This window comes from Actinomycetota bacterium, from assembly GCA_016700055.1.
Lineage (GTDB): Bacteria > Actinomycetota > Acidimicrobiia > Acidimicrobiales > Ilumatobacteraceae > Kalu-18.
This window is the reverse complement of sequence record CP064997.1, coordinates 1177286-1197172: the sequence shown is the minus strand read 5'-3', so window position 1 is coordinate 1197172 and position 19887 is coordinate 1177286. Positions and strand designations below refer to the sequence as shown.

At 70.7% G+C, this 19887-nt stretch carries 19 protein-coding genes; 7 read left to right on the top strand and 12 right to left on the bottom strand.

Translation table 11 applies throughout. The annotated features are described in order from the left end of the window. Positions 1-8: 8 nt before the first annotated feature. Positions 9-1490, top strand: coding sequence for a histidine kinase N-terminal domain-containing protein (locus IPM43_05670; protein QQS25853.1), 1482 nt, complete (start codon positions 9-11; stop codon positions 1488-1490). A gap of 11 nt (positions 1491-1501) precedes the next feature. Here the strand turns inward: IPM43_05670 and IPM43_05665 are convergent, their stop codons facing one another. After that, complete coding sequence (locus IPM43_05665) at positions 1502-1777, bottom strand: WhiB family transcriptional regulator (GenBank protein QQS26344.1); 276 nt, start codon at positions 1775-1777, stop codon at positions 1502-1504. Positions 1778-1965: 188 nt separating this feature from the next. Between IPM43_05665 and IPM43_05660 the strand changes: the two genes are divergently transcribed. Continuing rightward, on the top strand, positions 1966-2742 hold the full coding sequence (locus IPM43_05660; protein QQS25852.1) for a glycerophosphodiester phosphodiesterase: 777 nt from the start codon (positions 1966-1968) through the stop codon (positions 2740-2742). On the opposite strand, the gene IPM43_05655 is transcribed toward IPM43_05660, so the two are convergent. Beyond that, on the bottom strand, positions 2733-3695 hold the full coding sequence (locus IPM43_05655) for a diacylglycerol kinase family lipid kinase (GenBank protein QQS25851.1): 963 nt from the start codon (positions 3693-3695) through the stop codon (positions 2733-2735). The two genes, IPM43_05660 and IPM43_05655, sit on opposite strands and share 10 nt — an antisense overlap. 62 nt (positions 3696-3757) lie before the next feature. Here IPM43_05655 and IPM43_05650 point away from each other — a divergent pair, with 62 nt between their 5' ends. Together IPM43_05650 and IPM43_05645 are read left to right on the top strand one after the other, a co-directional pair. Then, positions 3758-4534, top strand: coding sequence for an electron transfer flavoprotein subunit beta/FixA family protein (locus IPM43_05650; GenBank protein ID QQS25850.1), 777 nt, complete (start codon positions 3758-3760; stop codon positions 4532-4534). Between the two features lie 14 nt (positions 4535-4548). After that, the gene (locus IPM43_05645; GenBank protein ID QQS25849.1) at positions 4549-5514 is read left to right on the top strand and encodes an electron transfer flavoprotein subunit alpha/FixB family protein; all 966 of its coding nucleotides are present in this window, start codon (positions 4549-4551) and stop codon (positions 5512-5514) included. Between the two features lie 22 nt (positions 5515-5536). Here IPM43_05645 and IPM43_05640 read toward each other — a convergent pair whose 3' ends face one another. From IPM43_05640 to IPM43_05625, 4 genes are read right to left on the bottom strand one after another with little or no spacing between them, the layout of a single operon-like run. Then, a complete protein-coding gene (locus IPM43_05640) occupies positions 5537-6544 on the bottom strand; it encodes a hypothetical protein (protein ID QQS25848.1) in 1008 nt (335 codons plus the stop codon). Then, the gene (locus IPM43_05635) at positions 6529-7227 is read right to left on the bottom strand and encodes an SCO1664 family protein (GenBank protein ID QQS25847.1); all 699 of its coding nucleotides are present in this window, start codon (positions 7225-7227) and stop codon (positions 6529-6531) included. Before IPM43_05635 ends, IPM43_05640 begins: the two co-directional genes overlap by 16 nt. A 12-nt stretch (positions 7228-7239) precedes the next feature. Then, on the bottom strand, positions 7240-7803 hold the full coding sequence (locus tag IPM43_05630) for a DUF3090 family protein (protein QQS25846.1): 564 nt from the start codon (positions 7801-7803) through the stop codon (positions 7240-7242). Positions 7804-7813: 10 nt separating this feature from the next. Next, positions 7814-8464 (bottom strand): MSMEG_4193 family putative phosphomutase, encoded by a 651-nt coding sequence (locus tag IPM43_05625; GenBank protein QQS25845.1) that lies wholly within the window; start codon positions 8462-8464, stop codon positions 7814-7816. A gap of 23 nt (positions 8465-8487) precedes the next feature. Between IPM43_05625 and IPM43_05620 the strand changes: the two genes are divergently transcribed. Continuing rightward, on the top strand, positions 8488-9186 hold the full coding sequence (locus IPM43_05620) for a uracil-DNA glycosylase (GenBank protein ID QQS25844.1): 699 nt from the start codon (positions 8488-8490) through the stop codon (positions 9184-9186). Further along, the gene (locus IPM43_05615) at positions 9186-10142 is read left to right on the top strand and encodes an acyl-ACP desaturase (protein QQS25843.1); all 957 of its coding nucleotides are present in this window, start codon (positions 9186-9188) and stop codon (positions 10140-10142) included. Before IPM43_05620 ends, IPM43_05615 begins: the two co-directional genes overlap by 1 nt. A 43-nt stretch (positions 10143-10185) precedes the next feature. Here the strand turns inward: IPM43_05615 and IPM43_05610 are convergent, their stop codons facing one another. Beyond that, positions 10186-11382 (bottom strand): Coenzyme F420 hydrogenase/dehydrogenase, beta subunit C-terminal domain, encoded by a 1197-nt coding sequence (locus IPM43_05610; GenBank protein ID QQS25842.1) that lies wholly within the window; start codon positions 11380-11382, stop codon positions 10186-10188. Positions 11383-11458: 76 nt separating this feature from the next. Between IPM43_05610 and IPM43_05605 the strand changes: the two genes are divergently transcribed. Further along, on the top strand, positions 11459-13756 hold the full coding sequence (locus IPM43_05605) for a xanthine dehydrogenase family protein molybdopterin-binding subunit (GenBank protein ID QQS25841.1): 2298 nt from the start codon (positions 11459-11461) through the stop codon (positions 13754-13756). 33 nt (positions 13757-13789) lie between these two features. Here IPM43_05605 and IPM43_05600 read toward each other — a convergent pair whose 3' ends face one another. The 5 genes from IPM43_05600 to IPM43_05580 form a co-directional block, all read right to left on the bottom strand. Then, positions 13790-14128 (bottom strand): P-II family nitrogen regulator, encoded by a 339-nt coding sequence (locus tag IPM43_05600; GenBank protein QQS25840.1) that lies wholly within the window; start codon positions 14126-14128, stop codon positions 13790-13792. A gap of 76 nt (positions 14129-14204) precedes the next feature. Further along, positions 14205-15443: an ammonium transporter gene (locus IPM43_05595; GenBank protein QQS25839.1), complete on the bottom strand. Its 1239-nt coding sequence runs from the start codon at positions 15441-15443 to the stop codon at positions 14205-14207. A 164-nt stretch (positions 15444-15607) separates the two neighbouring features. Further along, entirely contained in the window at positions 15608-15946 is a 339-nt protein-coding gene (locus IPM43_05590; GenBank protein QQS25838.1) for a P-II family nitrogen regulator, read from the bottom strand. Positions 15947-15976: 30 nt separating this feature from the next. Then, entirely contained in the window at positions 15977-17494 is a 1518-nt protein-coding gene (locus tag IPM43_05585; protein ID QQS25837.1) for an ammonium transporter, read from the bottom strand. Positions 17495-17888: 394 nt separating this feature from the next. Continuing rightward, positions 17889-19880, bottom strand: coding sequence for a cation:proton antiporter (locus IPM43_05580; protein QQS25836.1), 1992 nt, complete (start codon positions 19878-19880; stop codon positions 17889-17891). Between the last annotated feature and the right edge of the window lie 7 nt (positions 19881-19887).

Here is a 19887-nt window from a genome sequence, read left to right as displayed (position 1 = left end):
GAGCGCCCATGGCCACGCTCGTCGAGCTCCTGCGTCAGCACACCGACCTGTCCCGCGAAGAGGTCGAGCACGTCCAGGCGCTGACGAGCGAATGGGGCATGTTGGCCGATCTCAGCTTCGCCGATCTGTTGCTGTACGTCCCGACGACCGATGCCCGCTGGCTGGTCGCCGGGCAGGTGCGCCCGGCCACCGGGCAGACGATCTACACCGCCGACTGGGTCGGGAGCTGGGCCAACGAGTCGGAGAAGCCGCTGCTGTCACGCGCCCGTGAAGAGGGCGCGATCGTCGAAGGTGAGATCGAGGTCGAAGACCGCGCCGAGCCGGCGCGCATGCTTGCCATCCCGGTGCGCTTCGCCGGCCGCCCGATCGCCGTGCTGACCCGCGAATGGTCGACGCGCTCAGGACGCCAGCCCGGTGAGCTGGAGCGCACGTACCTCGCCCTCTTCCAACGGTTCGCGGCGATGATCGCCGAAGGGCTGTTCCCCTATTCCGGGCGCACCGCCGACTCCAGCGCCGCGCCGCGCGTCGGCGACGGCGTGCTCGTGCTCGACGACGACGCGAGGGTGCGGTACGCGTCGCCAAACGCGGTATCCGCCCTGCACCGGGTGATGATCGGCGCGAACGCCGTCGGCGAGACGCTGGCCGAGCTGGGGTTCAACGACAGCCCGGTCCGCCAGGCGTTCGAGCGCCGCGAGCCCGTGATCGAGGAGTTCGACCAGACGGCCGAGGTCACCTTGTTGACCCGCTGCCTGCCGATCCTGTCCGGGGGGGCGGTCACCGGCGCAGTGATGCTGCTGCGCGACGTCACCGAGCTGCGCCGGCGCGACCGCCTGCTGCTGTCGAAGGACGCCACCATCCGCGAGATCCACCACCGGGTGAAGAACAACCTGCAGACGATCTCGTCGCTGTTGCGCCTGCAGGCCCGGCGGCTGTCCTCGCCAGAGGCGAAGGCCGCCGTGCAGGAGTCCGTCCGGCGCATCCGCACCATCGCGCTGGTCCACGAGACGCTTTCGCGCGACCCCGGCGAGAACGTGGCGTTCGTCGAGATCTGCAGACCGCTGATGCGCCTCGCCGAGGAGAGCCTGCAGAGCCCGGACCGCCCGGTGCGGTTCGTGCTGCACGGAGACGGCGGCAGGCTGCCGGCAACGATCGCCACCCCGCTCTCGGTGGTGCTCACCGAACTGCTGCAGAACGCCGTCGACCACGGCTTCCCCGAGGGCAGCGACGGCGGCACGGTGGTGGTGCAGCTCGACTCCGGCGACGACGAGCTACGTGTCCGGGTGGTCAACGACGGCCGGGGCCTCGAACCCGGCTTCGACCTGAACGACGCGACGAGCCTCGGCTTGTCGATCGTGCGCACCCTCGTCACCACCGAGCTCAACGGCACGATCGAGATGAGGGCCGGTTATCCGGACGACTTCGTCGCTGCCGGGATGGACGAGCACCGCCGCGGCGACGGCGCGGTGGTCGACGTGCGCGTGCCGGTGTGAGCGCGCGGGCCTCAGCCTGCGGCGCGAGCGCGAGCCACCATGCGGCGGCGGATGTTGCGCCGCTCCTCTTCTGACATCCCGCCCCAGATCCCCGAGTCCTGGTTGGTGTCGAGCGCGTACTGCAGGCAGTCGTCGTGCACCGGGCACTCGGCGCACACCTCCTTCGCGCGTTCGATCTGCACCAACGCCTGACCCGTGGTGCCGACCGGGAAGAACAGGTCGGGGTCGGTGTCGCGGCAGATGGAACGGGTCCGCCAGCCGTAGTCGGCATTGGCGAGCGCGAGCATGGAAGCGAGGATCGTCACGGTGGGGCTCCCGAGTAGGAATCGAGGCGGACGCTGGATTGTGACTGCGTTCACGTTCTCCGCTGCACAACGGCGCGGAAAATGTTCTTGCAGGCTGCAACGAAACCTAAGATGACCGAGCCCGACCTCGCAAGGGGCTAGGGGCACATTTTCCGTGACATTGACATCTTGTGAAGACCGTGTCCGTACACAGCCCCCAGATCATCGCTCATCGTGGCGCGTCTCGCGCCGAACATGAGAACACGATCGCCGCGTTCCGGCGGGCCGGCGCCCTCGGCGCCGATGCCGTCGAGCTCGACGTTCGCGCGCTGGCGAGGTCCCCTCGTCCGCTGGCCCCGCCGCTCGTCGTGCACCATGACGCCTTGCTGGCCGACGGGCGTGCTCTCGGCGATCTCGGCGCCGGCGACGTACCTGCGCACGTGCCGACGCTCGACGCGGCGCTCGACGCCTGCTCGCCGCTGTGGGTGAACGTCGAGATCAAGAACGCCGAGGGTGAAGCAGGTTTCGACCCGACGGACGGCATCGCCGACGCGGTGGTGGCCGCGCTCCGCGCCCGGCCCGAGCCGGCGGCGACGTGGCTGATCTCGTCGTTCCGCATGGAGACCGTGGATCGGTGCCGCGCGGTGGAGCCCGAGATCCGCACCGCTTGGCTCACCGTCGGCGGCCCTGAGCTGGCGACCCGCCGCGGCATCGACTCGGTCGTCGAATTGGTGCGTGAGCGTGGGCACCAAGCGCTGCACCCGTTCTACGCCTACGTCACCGCCGAGCTCGTGCACGCCTGTCACGACGCCGGGCTCGCCCTCAACGCGTGGACCTGCGACGAGCCCGAGCGCATGCAGGAGATGGCCCGGTGGGGGGTCGACGGCATCTGCACGAACGTGCCCGACGTGGCGCTCGCCGCACTCCGCCGGCCGGGCGGGTCCCGCGCCGAGGGGCCTCAGGACTGAGCAGGCCCCCACGGCGGCAGCGTGCGCGCCGGGAAGGCGAGGCGCACCGCGTCGGGAACGTGGTGCAGCTCCAGCCGCTCGGTCTCGCCCAGGTAGTCGCCGTCCACCTGGTAAGGGAACCGCCGCTGCGAACCGGTGACCGGCTCGATCGACACGCTGCGCACGTCTTCGTGCAGGGCGAGGTGCGCGTTCGGTCGCACACCCCCGCCGCGCAGTGCTCCTGCCAGCGAACCGAGGATGGCGGTGGCCCGCATCGTGTTGAACGTCACCACGACGAGCGCCCGGTCGAGAGTGGCCGCGGGGGAGAGGTCGAGCGGGCGGTTGCCGAGGAAGGTGTACGGGCTCGTGTTGAGCACGATGGAGAAGTAGCCGTCCTCCACCACCTCGCCGTGGTCGGGCACGACGCGAAAGTGCGGTGAACGGCGGTCGTACGTGCTCAGCCAGGTCTTCAAGGCCGCCCAGACGAAGAGCGGATGCCCCGCCCAGCGCTTCATCGACGCCCGCTTCTCGACGGCCTTCACCACCGCCGCGTCGTAGCCGACGCCGGTGTGGAAGCAGAAGAAGCGGCCGTTGACCCGCCCGAGCCCCGTCGGGCGGATGGCGTCGGGGGCATTCAGCCCGACGACGAGCAGCCTCGCCGCGGCGACGGGATCGTTCGGCATGCCGAGGGTTCTCGCGAACACGTTCGTGCTGCCGCCGGGCAGCACGCCGAGAGCGGTGTCAGTGCCGGCGACCCCGGTGGCCACCTCGTTCAACGTGCCGTCCCCGCCGTATGCCACGACCAGGTCGACGCCGCGGCGGGCGGCGTCCTGGGCGAAGCGGGTGGCATGGCCTCTGCGGCTGGTCTCGACGATCGCCACGTCGTGCCCGCGGGACAGCACCTGATGCACGACCACCGTGTTGCGGGCCGTCACCGACGAAGCGAAGCTGTTGACGACCAGGACTATCCGCAAGGTGGCCGACGGTACTAGAGCGGGTTGGGTGCCACGACGGCCGGTCGGCAACAATGCTTCTCATGAACGTGATCGTGTGCGTGAAGCAGATCCCCGATCCGGCCGAGCCGGGCGCGTTGGATCCGGCCACCAACACGCTCCAGCGCTCCGGCAAGCTCATCCTCGATGAGTCCGACAGCTACGGGGTCGAGATGGCCCTGCAGCTCGTCGATGCCGCGGGCGGGGGCGAGGTGAGCCTGGTGTCGATGGCGCCGAACGGCGAGGTGTCCGGGATGCGTACGGCGCTCGCCATGGGCGCCGCCAAGGGCGTGCTGGTTTCGGACCCGTCCCTGCAGGGCTCCGACGCCCTCACCACGGCGAAGGTGCTCGCGGCCGCCGTGCAGCGCCTCGGCGGTGCCGACCTCGTGATCGCCGCCACCGAGTCGAGCGACGGCTACACCGGCACCGTTCCCGAGCAGATGGCCGAGGTGCTCGGCCTTCCCTCGGTGACGTTCGCGAAGAAGGTCGCCATCGAGGGCGCCACGTTGAAGGCCGACCGCCAGACCGAGGCCGGCTTCGACGAGGTCACCTGCGCCCTGCCGGCGGTGATCAGCGTCACCGCGGGCGTCGTCGAGCCGCGCTACCCGAGCTTCAAGGGGATCATGGCCGCGAAGTCGAAGCCGGTCGACACCGTCACCGCCGCCGACCTCGGTGTGAACCCTGTCGGGTGGGACGGTGCCGGGCAGAAGATCACGAACGTCGGCCAGGCCGAGGCCCGCGCCGCGGGCGAGATCATCGAAGACGACGGAGAGGCATTCGGCAAGATCGTCGAGTTCCTCGAGAACATGAAGGTCATCTGAGGAGCGAGCAGACCATGGCGATCAACAACATCTGGGTGTTCGCGCAGGTCGCGAACGGAGCCCCCACCTCGGGCACGCTCGAGCTGCTCACCAAGGCCCGCTCGCTCGGCGGCACCGTGTCGGCGTGGGTCGGCGGCGACGCCGCAGCCGCCGCGGGTGCACTCGGCGAATACGGCGCGTCGAAGGTGTACGCCACCGGCGATCTCGCCGGCAAGCTGCCCGGCGCGGCCGTGTCGGCGGCGATGAAGGCCACCATCGACGGCGGCGACGCCCCCGACCTGGTGCTGTTCCCGCAGACCTACGAGGCCCGCGACGTGCTCAGCCGGCTGTCGGTGAAGCTCGACAAGACCCTGCTCACCAACAACGTCGAGCTCTCCGTCGACGGCGACTCGGTCAGCGTGACCACTCCGATCTTCGGCGGCAACACACTGGTCACCACCACCTTCACCGGGTCCGGGCCGCACCTCGCCGCGTTTCGGCCGAAGAGCTTCACCCCCGAGCCCGGCGGTGGCTCCCCGGCAGAGGTCGTCGCGGTGGCGGTGCCCGAGCTCGGTGCCTCCGGCTCGGCGACGGTCACCGCGGTGCACGTCGAGGAGACGACCGGCCCCAAGCTGGACGAGGCCGACGTCGTCGTCGCCGGTGGCCGTGGCCTCGGCGAATCCGAGAAGTTCGCGCTGATCGAGACGCTGGCCAAGCTGCTGAAGGGCGCGCCGGGCGCGTCGAGGGCGATCGTCGACGCCGGTTGGGTGCCGTACAGCTACCAGGTCGGCCAGACCGGCAAGGTCGTCAAGCCGAGCCTTTACATCGCCGCCGGCATCTCCGGCGCCACCCAGCACATGGTGGGCATGAAGGGCGCGAAGAACATCATCGCGATCAACAAGGACAAGGAAGCGCCGATCTTCGGCATCGCCGACCTCGGCATCGTCGGCGACGTCCACAAGGTGCTGCCCAAGCTGATCGAGGCACTCCAAGCCCGCTAGCCAACCGGTCGAAGCAGTCCGCTCAGGCGGCGTCGTGCGCGCTCACCGCGACCGTCAGCCCGTCGGCGGGGTCGTGCGCGGCCAGCTGTAGCGCCCATCCGAGGCTCGCCTCGCCGGCGTCCCACCACCACCACGTCAGCTCGCCGGCGAGCTCACCGAGCTCTTCCGCGGCGACCGGCCAGTGCTGCGCGACCCCGCCGATCGCAGCGAGGGTCCACCAGGCCGCGAACCGGCCGAGCGCGGCACCCCGTCTGCGGCCGTGGGCGCCACCCGACGCACCGGCCCAGGCGAGCCAGGCGAGGGCTGCCGCGGGCGGGAGCCGGGCCGCGCGGGTGCCGGCGGGCAACCCCAGCGCGCCCAGCGCGTCGGCAAGGCCACCACCCTCGACCGCGACCACCTCGACGCGCCCGTTCGACGACGCCGTCCACGGCTCCAGCAGCTGGCGCACGGCGGCATGCAGCTCGTCGTCGTCCACCCGCTCGGCGCCGGCACCGGCGACCGGCTCGACCGCCGCGAACTGCGCGGCCGGCGGCAGAGGCGGCGAGGGGAACTCGGCGCCCCCGGTGGTGTACTCGGCCAGCGCATAAGCAGGTTCCCACGGCGCCAGCGCGTAGGGCAGGTCGAGCACGTCGGGCAGGCCGGTGCCGTCGACGGTCTCGCCGCGCAGCACGCACTCGTGGGCGACGAAGGCCGCCCGGGGGCCAGGTGGCAGGTGTGGCGCGAGATCGCTCCAGCGGTGGTGCTGCGCGACCACCTCGGTGAGTGGGCCGATCGCGAACCGGCCGCTCCCCTCGTCGACGACGCGTGCGGCCCACTCCGCCGGCGCGAGCAGCGCGAGGCGGTACTCGGCGAGCGTCGCCGCCGGCCACAGCTGGCGACCCGTGTGCACGGCCCAGCGCGCGCGGTCGCGCAGGCGCAACAGCCCCTCCCAGTCGCGGTTCGTGCAGCGGGCGTCGACGAGGTGCACCAGCGCGTCGAGGTCGGCGCGGGCGACGAGGTCGTCGAGGGGTTCGTCTACACCATCGGCCACGGGTACCTGCGGCCCGCGGAGTCGATCGGGAACACCGGGTGCTCGAGCACCAAGCGTGCCCTCTCGCGCATCGCGGCCACCTCCTCGTCGTCGAGCAGCGTGCACATCGCGAGCGGCGCAGCGTCGGCAACCTGGCGTACTGCCGAGAGCAGATCCGCGGGGATCGGCTCGCCGCCGAACTCCCAGATGACGGTGCGCAGCTTGAAGTCGCTGGAGAAGCAGAGCCCGTTGTCGATCGCCCACACCTTGCCGGCGGTGTCGACCAGGCAGTGGCCGCCCTTGCGGTCGGTGTTGTTGGCGACGAGGTCGAGCACCGCGATCGCGCGGAGCTGATCGTGCAGCTCGGGCCGCTGCTCGTACATCGTGAAGTAGTGCTCCTCGAACACCGCGTCGACGAACCACTGCAGTGAGCCCTCGCCGAGGGGACCGTCGCGCAGCACGGTCGGCGGCACTGCGTGCAGCCCCATCGCCTCCGACAACAGGTACGCGGCGACCTCGCGCTTGTGCAGCCCCGGGGGGAAGTCCCACAGCGGGCGTTCACCGCGCAGCGGCTTGTAGATCGCCTGGCAGGAGCCCTCGCCGAGCGTCAGGCCGACGAGGAACGTCGCGTTGGAGGCCCACGGCATGCGGCCGACGAGCTCGATCTCGCCCTCGCGAAGCAGCGTCGTCGGGTCGAGCGTCATCGCCGGTCGTCCTCAGTTCATCCGCGGGCAGTGGTGGCCGTCGGGGTCGATCGGCAGCCCGCAGAAGATGCATCCGGGTCGCCCGGCGGCGACCACCTGCTCCGCCCGTTGGCAGAACGCCAGCGCCTGAGCCGCGGTGATCCGCACCCGCACCCGCCCACGGTCCACCTCGGCCTCGCCGGACGTCGCGCCGCCGGCGAGCGGTGTTCCCGGTTCCTCGTCGTCCTCGTCCTGCGCGTCGTCGTCGAGGTCTCCCGGGACGAGCTCGTCGAGCTGGACGACGAACTGGTCGGAGTCGGGGTCGAACCCGAGCCCGATCGAGCCGAGCGTGAACGCGGCGACGAGGGGCTCGGAGATGGTGCTCGCGGTGACGCTCGTCGGCCCCGGTGCGGGCTGCAGGTCGCCGAGGATCCGGCGTAGGTACTGCGCTATCGCGGCCACCTGCTGCTTCTCGCATTTCACGGCGACCACCCGCTCGTCGTCGCTGGCCTGCAGGTAGAAGGTGCGCTGGCCGGGTTCGCCGACGGCGCCGGCGGTGAAGTCGAGGACCTCGGCGAACTCGAAGTAGACGCTCATCGCCACCGCCTCACGACGGCGCCAGCTCGACGAGCGAGCCGCCCGTGGAGTTGACCGCGAGCACGATCGGGCCACTCGAGGTGTAGGCGATGGCCGAGATCGAGCACGTGCTGATCACGATGCGCTGGAACAGGTCGAGGTGCGTGCCGAGGGCGTGCGCGACCGCGGCCTTGATCGGGTCGGCGTGGGACACGCACACCACCGTCTTTCCGGGGTGGGCCTCACGCAGCCGATCGAGGGTGGAGACCATGCGCAGCTGCATCTCGACGAAGCTCTCCCCGCCGGGGAAGCGGAACGTCGAGGGGGCACGCTGCACGGTCGCCCATTCCGGCTTGCTCATCAGCTGCTTCAGCGGCCGGCCGGTCCACTCGCCGAAGTCGCATTCCGACAGGCCGCTCACGACGCTCACCTTCATCCCCCGTGCGGCGGCGATCGGCGCCGCCGTCTGGCGGGCCCGCTCGAGCGGCGAGGCGTACACCGCGTCGACCTCGGCCAGCTCGGCGATCCGCTGCGCAGCCCGCCGGGCCTGCTCGTGGCCGGCCGCGGCGAGCGACAATCCCCTCGCCCGCCCCGGCAGCACCTTGCCCGTCGTCGGTGTCTGCCCGTGGCGGACGAGGAGCAACGTCGTCGGGGGTGACGGGGAGGATCGCTTCGTCGCCATTCCTGATGCCAACCTAGTGGCCGATGCCGTCACCTCGTCCACCGCTCGGCGACCTGGCCGGGCAGGTGGCCGCATGCCGCACCTGCCCACGTCTCGTCGAGTGGCGGGAGCTGGTCGCGCGCGAACGCCGGGCCGCGTTTCGCGACGAGGTGTACTGGGGGCGCGGCGTCCCGGGCTTCGGCGATCCCGACGCACGCGTGTTGGTGCTCGGTCTTGCTCCTGCCGCGCACGGGGCGAACCGCACCGGGCGCGTGTTCACCGGTGACCGCAGCGGTGACTGGCTGTACCGGGCGATGTACCGGGCCGGACTGGCGAACCAGCCGGAGTCGGTGTCGGCCGACGACGGCCTCGCGCTGCGCGGGGCGTGGGTGACCGCCGCGGTCAAGTGCGCCCCTCCCGCCAACCGCCCGCTCCCCACGGAGCGCGCCGCGTGTTCGCCGTTCCTGCAACGTGAGCTGGAGCTGCTCACCGGTCTGCGCGTCGTCGTCTGCCTGGGGGCGTTCGCGTACGAGGTGATGTGTGCCGAGCTCGGCGTGCGCCCCCGGCCGCGCTTCGCCCACGGGGCCGAGGTAGAGGTCGCCGAGCACGGTCTGACCCTCGTCTGCTCGTTCCACCCCAGCCAGCAGAACACGTTCACCGGACGGCTGAACGAGGCGATGCTCGACGCCGTGTTCACCCGGGCCGTGGCGCTCGCCTGGCCCGGCGTCGGCGGTCCCCCGTGATGTCTACCTACCGGTCGGTAGGGATTAGTGTGGGACACGTGACCCCGCAGGAAGTCCTCACCGAGCTCGAGCCCGTCGTCGGCGAGCTGCTCGAGCGTCATCTGGCCACGGCGAAGGAGTGGTTCCCCCACGAGCACGTGCCCTACGGGCGCGGGCGCGACTTCGACCACGATCACGTGTGGAGCGAGGCCGACACCGACATCGGCGGTGGCGAACTGTCCGACGGCGTGCGCAGCGCGCTGTTCGTGAACCTGCTCACCGAGGACAACCTGCCGTACTACTTCCGCGACATCGAGCGGATGCTCGGCAGCGACGGCGCGTTCGGCGAGTGGACCAGGCGGTGGACCGCGGAAGAGGGCCGCCACTCGATCGCCATCCGCGACTACCTCACCGCGACGCGCGCCGTCGACCCGGTGGTGCTCGAGCGGGCCCGGATGGCCCAGGTGTCCGGCGGTCAGGTACCCCAGCCGATGAGCGCCCTCGCCGGCATCGTCTACGTGTCGCTGCAGGAGCTCGCCACCCGGATCGCGCATCGCAACACCGGCAAGCTGATCGGCGACCCCGCCGGCTACGACGTGATGGCCCGGGTGGCTGCCGACGAGAACCTGCACCACCTCTTCTACCGCGACCTCACGGCGGCCGCGATCGAGGCCTCGCCGTCCGACCTCGTGATCGCGATCGAGGCCGTGGTGCGGACGTTCGCGATGCCCGGCACCGGCATTCCCGACTTCGAGCGCCACAGCGCGGCGATCGCCGCCGCCGGCATCTACGACGTGGCGATGTTCCACGAGCAGGTGCTCGTCGCGGTGGTGATCAAGCAGTGGCGCATCCCGGAGCTGACCGGGCTGACGGCCGAGGCGGAGACCGCGCGTGACGCGCTGCTCTCCCGCATCGAGCGGGTGGGCAAGTTGGCCTCCAAGATGGCCGCCCGCCGCGAGCGCGCCTCGGTCTCCTAGGAGGGTCTCCTGGGAGCGACTGAGCCGCTCGCTCGGTCTGGTCTCAGGCGGGACCGGGCTCAGGCGGGGCGGCCTTCTTCTTCGGCGGGGGCACACCCACCGCGGGCGCCCTGTCCGCGAACTCGGGCCACCGGCGGCGGCTGACGATGGACAGCGTGCGCAGCAGCTTCATCGCCGTCGCGTCCTCCTGCGCCGGGCGGGCGACGATCGAGCCGTCGGCGATCATGCGGTTGACCACCTCTTCGCCGAGCTCGGTGCGCACGATCGTCAGCGTCCAGTCGTTGTCCTCGCCGATGCCGCCGGTGGATACGTCGGCGTGTTCGGCGGAGAAGTCGGGGCAGCACTTGCAGCCCTGACGCGTCCACTGGTGGCACTCCTTCAGGTCGATCTCGTGGTACGAGCCGTCCTTCATCCAGATCTGGAACACGCCCTTGATGTTCATCTTCTGCATCTCGGACTTGCGCAGCCCGTACTTCGCCTCGAACAGCTCGGGGAAGATCGAGTCGTCGAACGTCTTCGAGCAGAGCAGGCCGATGTTGAAGAGGAACGGCCTCGACACCTTGCCCGCCTTGCGGTTCCACATCACCGGCGGGGACGACGTCTGGCAGCCCATGCCGACGAGCGCGAGTCGGCTGTGGCCGGCCGTCCTCGCGTCGCGCAACGCGAGCGGGTTGGCGCAGTACGTGTAGCGGCTGCCGGCCGTAGCCAGGATCTCGTCCTTCGTCGACACCACCGCCGGCTTGGCCTTCCACGCGTCGTCGGGCTCGACCCCGCTGACGAGCGCGGCGTCGATGTAGTCGTGCTCGCGCAGCCAGATCAGCATCGCCGAGACGAAGCCACCGTCCTGGCCCATCTGGTGCACCATCGAGTCGCTCGCCCGGGTGAGCAGCAGCTGACGCCAGATCCCGCCCATCTCGTCGGGCTCGCGCTCGCGACCGAACAGGTGGACGTCGGCGGCGGGCTCCCACGAGCGGAACCGGGGACAGGCGCGGGTGCACGTGGTGCACCCCTTCTCGCCGTGGATGCAGTTCGTCGGGCCGAGCTCTTCTTCTAGGTGGAACGGCAGGTACTTGCCCTCGGAGTGCTCGTAGCCGATCACGTCGTGCGGGCAGGTGACCACGCAGCCCGCGCAGCCAGTGCACAACCCTGTCGTGATCACCTCGGCGTACAGCTCTTTCCACTGCGCGGTCCAACGCTCGGCCTTGGCCGGCGCGGACCCGGACGTCGTCGTGGGGGCCATGGAAGCCAATCTACGCTGAGCCCTCCGACGGGCCAGGTGCCGGTTCGTCGCGGGCCGAGAAGACGAAGGGGGCGCGATGGGGATCATCGGGGAGCGGGTGGTGCGCACCGAGGACCCGGCGCTCGTCACCGGCCGGGCTACCTTCGTCGACAACCTCGACCTCGCGGGCGCTGCCCACGTTGCGTACGTGCGCTCCACCATGGCGCATGCGCGCCTCGCGGCCATCGACACTTCGGCCGCTGCCGAGATGCCCGGCGTGCTCGCCGTCCTCACCGCCGCCGACCTCGCCGCGGACGGAATCGGGCCGATCCCGGTCGACATGCCGATGCTGCCGTCGACGATGCCGCGGTACGCGCTCGCAGTCGACACGGTGCGCTTCGTCGGCGAGCTCGTCGCCGCCGTGGTCGCGAATACACGGGCCGAGGCGGTCGACGCGGCCGAGGCGGTCGTCGTCGACTACGAGCCGCTGCCCGCGGTGATCGACCCCGAAGCGGCCGAGCGAGGTGACGTGCTGCTGTTCCCGCACCTCGGCACGAACGTCTGCTTCGACCTGCCGTCGCAGGGATCCGCGGTGTCGTTCGACGACTGCGAGGTGGTCGTGCGGGCGACGATCGTCAACCAGCGTCTCGCCCCCTGCCCGCTCGAAGCGCGCGTCGCGGCCAGCCGGTGGGAGCCCGCCGACGAGCACGGCGAGCGCCGCCTGACCCACTGGCAGGCGAGCCAGGGCGCGCACCCCGTGCGCGACCGGCTGGGCGAGTGGTACGGCCTGCCGCCCGAACGCATGCGGGTGATCACCCCCGACGTCGGCGGGGGGTTCGGGGCAAAGGCGTTCAGCTACGCGGAGGACATGCTGCTGCCGTGGCTGGCTCGACGCGTCGACCGGCCGGTGCGCTACACGGAGAGCCGCAGCGAGAGCATGACCGGGCTCGGTCACGGCCGGGGGCAGGTGCAGCGCGTGGAGATCGGCGGCACCCGGGACGGCCGGGTGCTCGCCTACCGGCTGACGGTGCTCCAGGACGCCGGGGCGTACCCCCGCCTCGGCGCGTTCTTGCCGTTCCTCACGGCGCGCATGCTGACCGGCACGTACGACATCCCCGCGGCCGACCTCACCGCGCGGGCGGTGGTGACGAACACCGTGCCGATCGTCGCGTACCGCGGCGCGGGTCGTCCGGAGGCGGCGGCGGCGATCGAGCGGGCGATCGACATGTTCGCCGCGGAGATCGGCATGGATCCGGCACTCGTGCGCCGGCGCAACCTCGTCGGCGCGGAGCGGTTCCCGTTCACCACCGTGACGGGCACCACCTACGACAGCGGCGACTACGCCGGCGCCTTGGACCGGGTGCTCGCCGCCGCCGGGTACGAGGAGTTGCGCGCTGAGCAGGCGGCACGGCGCGAGCGCGGCGACGCCGTGCAGCTGGGCATCGGGCTCTCGGTGTACGTCGAGATCACCGCGTTGAGCGGCGGCGGTGAGCTCGGCGCGGTGCGGGTGGAGCGCTCCAACGACGGCGACGTGCGGGTCACCGTGGTGACGGGTACGACGCCGTACGGGCAGGGTCACCGCACCACGTGGGCGATGCTCGTCGCCGACCGGCTCGGCGTGCCGATGGAGTGCATCGAGGTCGTCCACGGCGACACCGACCTGGTCGCCCGGGGTGACGTCACCGGAGGCTCGCGCTCGGCCCAGCTCGGGGGTACCAACGTGTGGCGCGCGGCCGGCGTGGTCGCCGAACAGGCCAAGGCCGTGTCGGCACGCCTGCTCGAGGCCGACGCGGCCGACGTGGTGCTCGAAGCCGGCCGGTTCCACGTCGCCGGCGCCCCTTCGATCGCCCGCACCTGGGCCGAGGTGGCGACTGCCGCCGCGGAAGGCGGTGACGACCTGTCGGGCGAGGGCGACTTCGAGCAGGCCGGCGGCACCTTCCCGAGCGGCGCCCACGTCGCCGTGGTCGAGGTCGACACCGAGACCGGCGACGTGCGCCTGCTGCGCCTGATCGCGGTCGACGACGCCGGCCGCATCCTGAACCCGCTGCTCGCCGAGGGCCAGGTGCACGGCGGCCTCGCCCAGGGCGCGGCGCAGGCGCTCTTCGAAGAGGTCGTCTACGACGCGGACGGGAACCCGAAGACGGCGAACTTCGCCGACTACGGGTTCCCCTCGGCCGCCGAGCTGCCCTCGTTCGAGACGGTCCACATGGAGACGCCGTCGCCGCTCAACGACCTCGGCGCGAAGGGCATCGGCGAGAGCGGCACGATCGGGGCCACCCCGGCGGTGCAGAACGCGGTCGTCGACGCGCTCGCCCACTTCGGCGTGCGTCACGTGACGATGCCCTGCACCGCCGAGCGCGTGTGGCGCGCGATCCGCGCCACACGCGTCGGCTGACGCCTGCCAAGGCTTCTGCCTCGACGTCGGGGATCAGACTGCGTCGGCGCCTTCCTCACCGGTGCGGATGCGCACCACGCGCTCCACGCCGGTGACCCAGATCTTGCCGTCGCCGATCTTGCCGGTCGCCGCCGCGGCGCGGATCGAGTCGACGATCCGGTCGGCGTCGGCGTCGGCGCACACGATCTCCAGGCACGCCTTCGGCACGAAGTCGATCTGGTATTCGGCGCCGCGGTAGGTCTCGGTGTGGCCGCCCTGGCGACCGAACCCGCGGACCTCGCTGACGGTGATGCCCTGGATGCCGGCAGCCTTCAGCGACTCCTTCACCTCGTCGAGCTTGAACGGCTTCACGATGGCGGTGATGAGCTTCACGGCCTGGCTCCTCCTGCATTCGAAACGGTCTGGACTGTGCGGTGCGTGGATGCTGCGTAGATCATGTCGTCCCCGATCACGGCTGGTACGCCGATTCGGCGTGCTGGCTCTGGTCGAGGCCGAGCAGCTCGTCGTCGCTCGTCACCCGCAGCCCGATCGTGCGATCGATCACGAGGGCGAGCACGTACGAGACGACGCCGGAGAAGACGAGCACCGACGCGCTGGCCACGATCTGGTCGACGAGCAGGTCGGTACCGCCGCCGAAGAACACACCGTCGGCGCCGATGCCGGTCGCCGAGGCGTCGGCGAAGAAGCCGAGCAGGATCGACCCGAGCAGGCCGCCGACCAGGTGAACGGCGATCACGTCGAGGCTGTCGTCCAGCTTCAGCTTGCGCTTGATGCCGAGCGCCAGGTAGCAGACGACGCCGGCGGCGAGGCCGATCGCGATCGGCGCCATGCCCCCGACGAACCCGGCGCACGGCGTCACCGCGACCAGTCCGGCGACGGCACCCGACGCGGCTCCGAGGGTCGTCGCGTGGCCGGCGCGGATCCGCTCGATCACGAGCCAGCCGATCATCCCGGCAGCGGCGGCGAGCTGGGTGTTGACGAGTGCCTGCGCGGCCACACCGTCGGCGCCGAGTGCCGACCCGGCGTTGAACCCGAACCAGCCGAACCACAGGATCCCGGTGCCGAGCATGGTGAGGGGCAGGTTGTGCGGTGGCATCGGCTCGTTCGGCCAACCCCGCCTGGGCCCGATCACCGCGACCACCGCGAGGGCCGCGATGCCGGCGTTGATGTGGATCGCGGTGCCGCCGGCGAAGTCGAGCGCCCCCCGCTTGAACAGCCAACCCTCGGGGCTGAACACCCAGTGGGCGGCGACGCTGTACACGAGCACCGACCACAGCCCGATGAACAGCGCGTAGGCGCCGAACTTCAATCGGTCCGCGGTGGCACCGGTGATGAGCGCGGGGGTGATGACGGCGAACATCATCTGGAACGCGATGAACGCCATGGACGGGATGACGAGCGCTCCGCCGTAGCCGGGCAGGTCGCCGGCGGCGGCGGGCACGTCACCGAGGAACGCGAAGTCGAAGTTGCCGATCCACTTGTTGCCACCGCCGAAGGCGATGCTGAAGCCGATCGTGGCCCAGAGGATGCTGATCAGGCCCATCGCGAACACGTTCTGCATGAGCATGCCGAGCATGTGCTTCGCGCGGACCATGCCGCCGTAGAACAGTGCCAGGCCGGGTGTCATGAAGAGCACGAGGGCAGCAGATATGAGCACCCAGGCGGTCGCGCCCGAGTCGATCTCCATTGGGGTTCTCCTCTTGGTCAGGGGTTGGTAGGGGCAAGAAGGAAGGTACGAAGGCGCGATTACCCGAACGTTTCGTCGAGATGAAGCGATTGCGCGACGGTGGGCCCGGCCGGGGGGTGGCCGGGCCCACCGCACGCCCGCTGGAGCGGTGCAGCTCGAAGACGTCAGACCGCGTCGGCACCCTCCTCGCCGGTACGGATGCGCACGAGCCGGTCGATGCCCGTGATCCAGATCTTGCCGTCGCCGATCTTGCCGGTGGCGGCCGCGGCCTTGATCGCGTCCACCACGGCGTCGACCGCGCCGTCGTCGACGACGAGCTCGACCTTCGCCTTGGGGATGAAGTCGATCTGGTACTCGGTGCCGCGGTAGGTCTCGCTGTGGCCGCCTTGGCGGCCGAAGCCGCGGACCTCGGTCACGGTCATGCCGGCGATGCCGATGCCCCGCAGGGCGTCTTTCACTTCGTCGAGCTTGAACGGCTTGACGATGGCGGTGATGAGCTTCACGTTCGTTCTCCTTCTGTCTCGTCGGGCCGGTCAGTTCTTCACGAACTCGGGGTAGGCCATGACACCCATCTCGGGGAGGTCGAGGCCCTGGATCTCGTCGTCGGCCGACGAGCGGATGCCGCCCTTGCCCAACTTCTTCGAGATCATGTCCTGGAACTTGAAGAAGCCGAACGCGATGCCGAGGATCACGGTCCACAGCACGACGACTCCGAGCACCTGGGCGCCGAGCTGGCCCCAGTCGCCCTTGATGATGCCCTCGATGCCCTCGCTGTCGGACAGGTTCCACCCGGCGCCGTAGCTCCCGTTGGAGAAGATGCCGACCGCGATGACGCCGAACGTGCCGCACACCCCGTGCACGCTGATCGCGCCCACCGGATCGTCGATCTTCAGCTTGCGCTCCACGAAGAACACCGACTCGATGACGAGCACGGCGGCGATGACACCGATGACCGCGGCCGCCCAGGGGGCGACGAACGCGCACGGGGCGGTGATCGCCACGAGGCCGGCGAGCATGCCGTTGGCCATCATGCCCGGATCGGGCTTGCCGGTGCGGGTCCTGATCCAGAACATCGCCGCGATCGCTCCGAAGGCACCGGCGATCGCGGTGTTCGCCGCGACCGTGGCGAACTGCACGTCGGTGGCGGCGAACGTCGAGGCGGCGTTGAACCCGAACCAGCCGAACAGCAGGATGAACGTGCCGAGCAGGGCCATCGGGATGTGGTGGCCGGGGATGGCCCGCGGCGTGCCGTCGGCCGCGAACTTGCCGATGCGTGGCCCGAGCACCTTCGCCCCGGCGAACGCAGCGACTCCGCCGACGGCGTGCACCACACCGGATCCGGCGAAGTCGACGTAGCCGGCGCCGAGGCTCATCGACTCCCACGTCTGCGACAACCAGCCGCCGCCCCACGTCCAGGCCGCGAACAGCGGGTAGTACACCGCCCCGCAGAAGAAGCCCCAGATCACGAAGCTGCCCCACTTCCAGCGCTCGGCCATCGAGCCGGTCGGGATCGTGGCCACGGTGTCCATGAACGCCACCATGTACAAGAAGAAGCCGAGCAGCGCCGGCGTGACCCCGCCGCCGGACATCGCCCAGCCGCCCTTGTTCAAGAACACCCAGGAGCCCTCGCCGAGCAGCGGGCCACCGATCGGCACGTCCAGCCCGAAGGCTGAGTAGCTGAAGTTGCCGAACGCCAGCGGGAAGCCGACGAAGAAGAAGCCGATGAAGCCGAGGCCGAAGATGGCGAAGTTCGTGCTTGCCACGTGTGTCGCGTGCTTGGCCCGGCAGAAGCCGGTCTCGACGAGCGCGAAGCCGGCCTGCATGAAGATCACGAGCATCGCGCCGATCACGATCCACAACAGGTTGGTGGCCGTGGCGAGCGAGGCGACCGGGTCGGGCTCGTCCTGCGCGAGGGCGAGCCCCCCGCCGGCGACGAGCACCGAGGCCGACGAGAATGCGGTGGCGACGAGGACGCGGACGGCGAAGCGACGCCGCCGTGGTGGGTCGACCGCGGCCTCGCCGACGTCTGCTCTGTATCCGATGTTGAGCACTGGAATCCTCCGTGTTCGGTATGGGCGAATGAGGGGTTCGGCGGAGACGTTGCGCCGCTGCAAGGTCTCCGCCGGCGACGGTAGGGGCGTCGCGTTTCCTCGTCGGAGACGCCGTGTTGCGGCTTCGTGGCGAGTAGGTGTGCCTGACGACGCGGAGCCGCGCAGGGTCCAAGTGGGGGGCTCGGGTCGGGCGCGGGACGCCCCCGGGCCGGTCGCAGCAGCCGACCCGGGGACTGCCCCTACCGGGGAGGAGGGCTCCCCGTCGCGGACGGCTCAGCCGTCGCGCTCTCTCGGCATTGCCGGTGGATCGGTGCGCACCGTACGCAACTGCGGTTTCCGCGGCGCTGCGGCGATGTTGCGAGTTCGTGGACGGATCGTGCGCGTGAGGGAACGCTCAGGCAAGGCTCGCGGCGAGCGAGGTGTAGAGCTCGTCGAGCGCTTCTCGCTGCCACCTCGGCTCCGGGTGGCGGGCGGCTGCCAGCAGGTAGGCCACCCGCGCGGTCTCGGCGTCGCGCAACAAGGCGGTGAGGCGTTCGAGCTCGGAGTCCGAGACGCTCTCCGGAGGGCGGATCACGTCGAGCAGCGCGTCGGCACCGTGGATCGCGGCCATCAACAGGTCGGCATCCGTCGGGCGCAGCCGCTGCGCGAGCGTGTCCGCCGCCGCGGCGTCGCCACCTTCGTCGGCGACGTCGTGGACGAACGCGGCGAGGATCAGCAGGTACGGGCGCTCGAGTGCGGCGTATTCGGCATCGAACGCGGCGTCACGGCCGGGGTGCGCGGTGATCTCGTTGACCACGTCGACGGTAGGGAACTCGAGCGGGTGGTTGGGGTCGAGCTCGGTCGGGTCGGCGCGGCGCCGGTGCACGGCCGTGGCCACCTCGGGCAACGTCCGCTCGAGCACGTTCGTCACCTCGAGCAGGCGCCATGTGCGCGCCGTGCCGTGGTGGAGCAGCGAGACGAGGGCGTCGGTGTTCCCGGGACGCCACTTCAGCGGGTCGTTGGCCGGATCGTCGAGCCATTCGAGCAGCGCGTCCGACGGCCGGGCAGTCACCACGAGCGCTCCCGCGCGCAGCGCGAGGGGCACCACCATGGCGCTCGGGGGTCTGCCGTTCAGCACCACCTCGTCGTGCTCGACCGTGAGCCACCCTTGCGGTGGCTCGCTGCCCGCCTCGATCGTCGTGACCGGCGGGGCCACCTCCGGTGACGGCCGGGCGAGCTGCCAGCGCAGCAGCGGCGGCGTCATCAACGTGGTGACGAGGATGACGATCAGCAACGCGCCGTAGAGGTCGTCGTCGAGCACGCCGCTCGCCAACCCGATGGAGGCGAAGATCAGTCCCACCTCACCGCGCGGGATCATGCCGATGCCGATCAGCAGCTTGTCGACCTTCGCGCCGGCGGCACCGGCCGCCGCGACGAGCTTGCCGACGACGGCGACGAGCGTCAACACGGCGGCGAGGCCCAGCACCGCGGGCTCGGCCATCGCCGAGAGGTCGGCGTTGATCCCGATCGACGCGAAGAACACCGGGATGAGGACGTGGCCGACCGGGCTCAGCTGGTGGTCGACCCGCTCGTGGAAGCGTGTCCTCCCGAGTGCGAGGCCGGCCATGAACGCGCCGATGATGAAGGCCAGCTTCGCCGAGTTGGCGAGCGCGGCGAAGGCGAGCGTCAGGCACAGCGCGGCGATGACGAGCGTCGTGCTCGATCGCGCCCAACGGTTGAGGTAGTCGAACAACCTCGGCACGACCAGCACCGCGGCTACACCGGTTGCGGCGAGGAACAGCATCGCGATGCCGATCGTCGACAGCACCGTGCCAGCGCCGACCGTGCCCTCGGTGACCACCTTCACGACGACAGTCAAGATGACGAGCCCGAGCACGTCGTCGGCGACCGCCGCGCCGAGCACGATGCGTGACTCCTTCGACGACAACGCCTTCAGGTCGCCGAACACGCGGGCGGTGATGCCGACGCTCGTCGCGGTCAGCGCGGCGCCGATGAAGATCGACGTCTTCGCCGCCTCGCCGAAGCCGAGCGCGACGGCGAATCCGGCGAGGAACGGGACGGCGACCCCGATCACGCCGACGAGCAGCGATGCCCTGCCCACCTTGCCCATCTCGGCGAGGTCCATCTCCATGCCGACCTGCAGCAGCAGCAGGATCACGCCCAGCTCGCCGAGCAGCACGAGCATGCTCGCGGTGTCGGCATCGGCGATCGGGTCGACGAGGCCGAGCACAGAAGGGCCGACGATCATGCCGGCGACGATCTCGCCGACCACCGCCGGGATCCGCACCCGCTCGGCGAGCTCGGCCGCCAACTTCGCGGCGAACAGCACGACCAGCAGGTCGAGTAGCACCAGCCCGATGTCGAAACCCTCCGTGGCGGCGAGCACGTGGCGA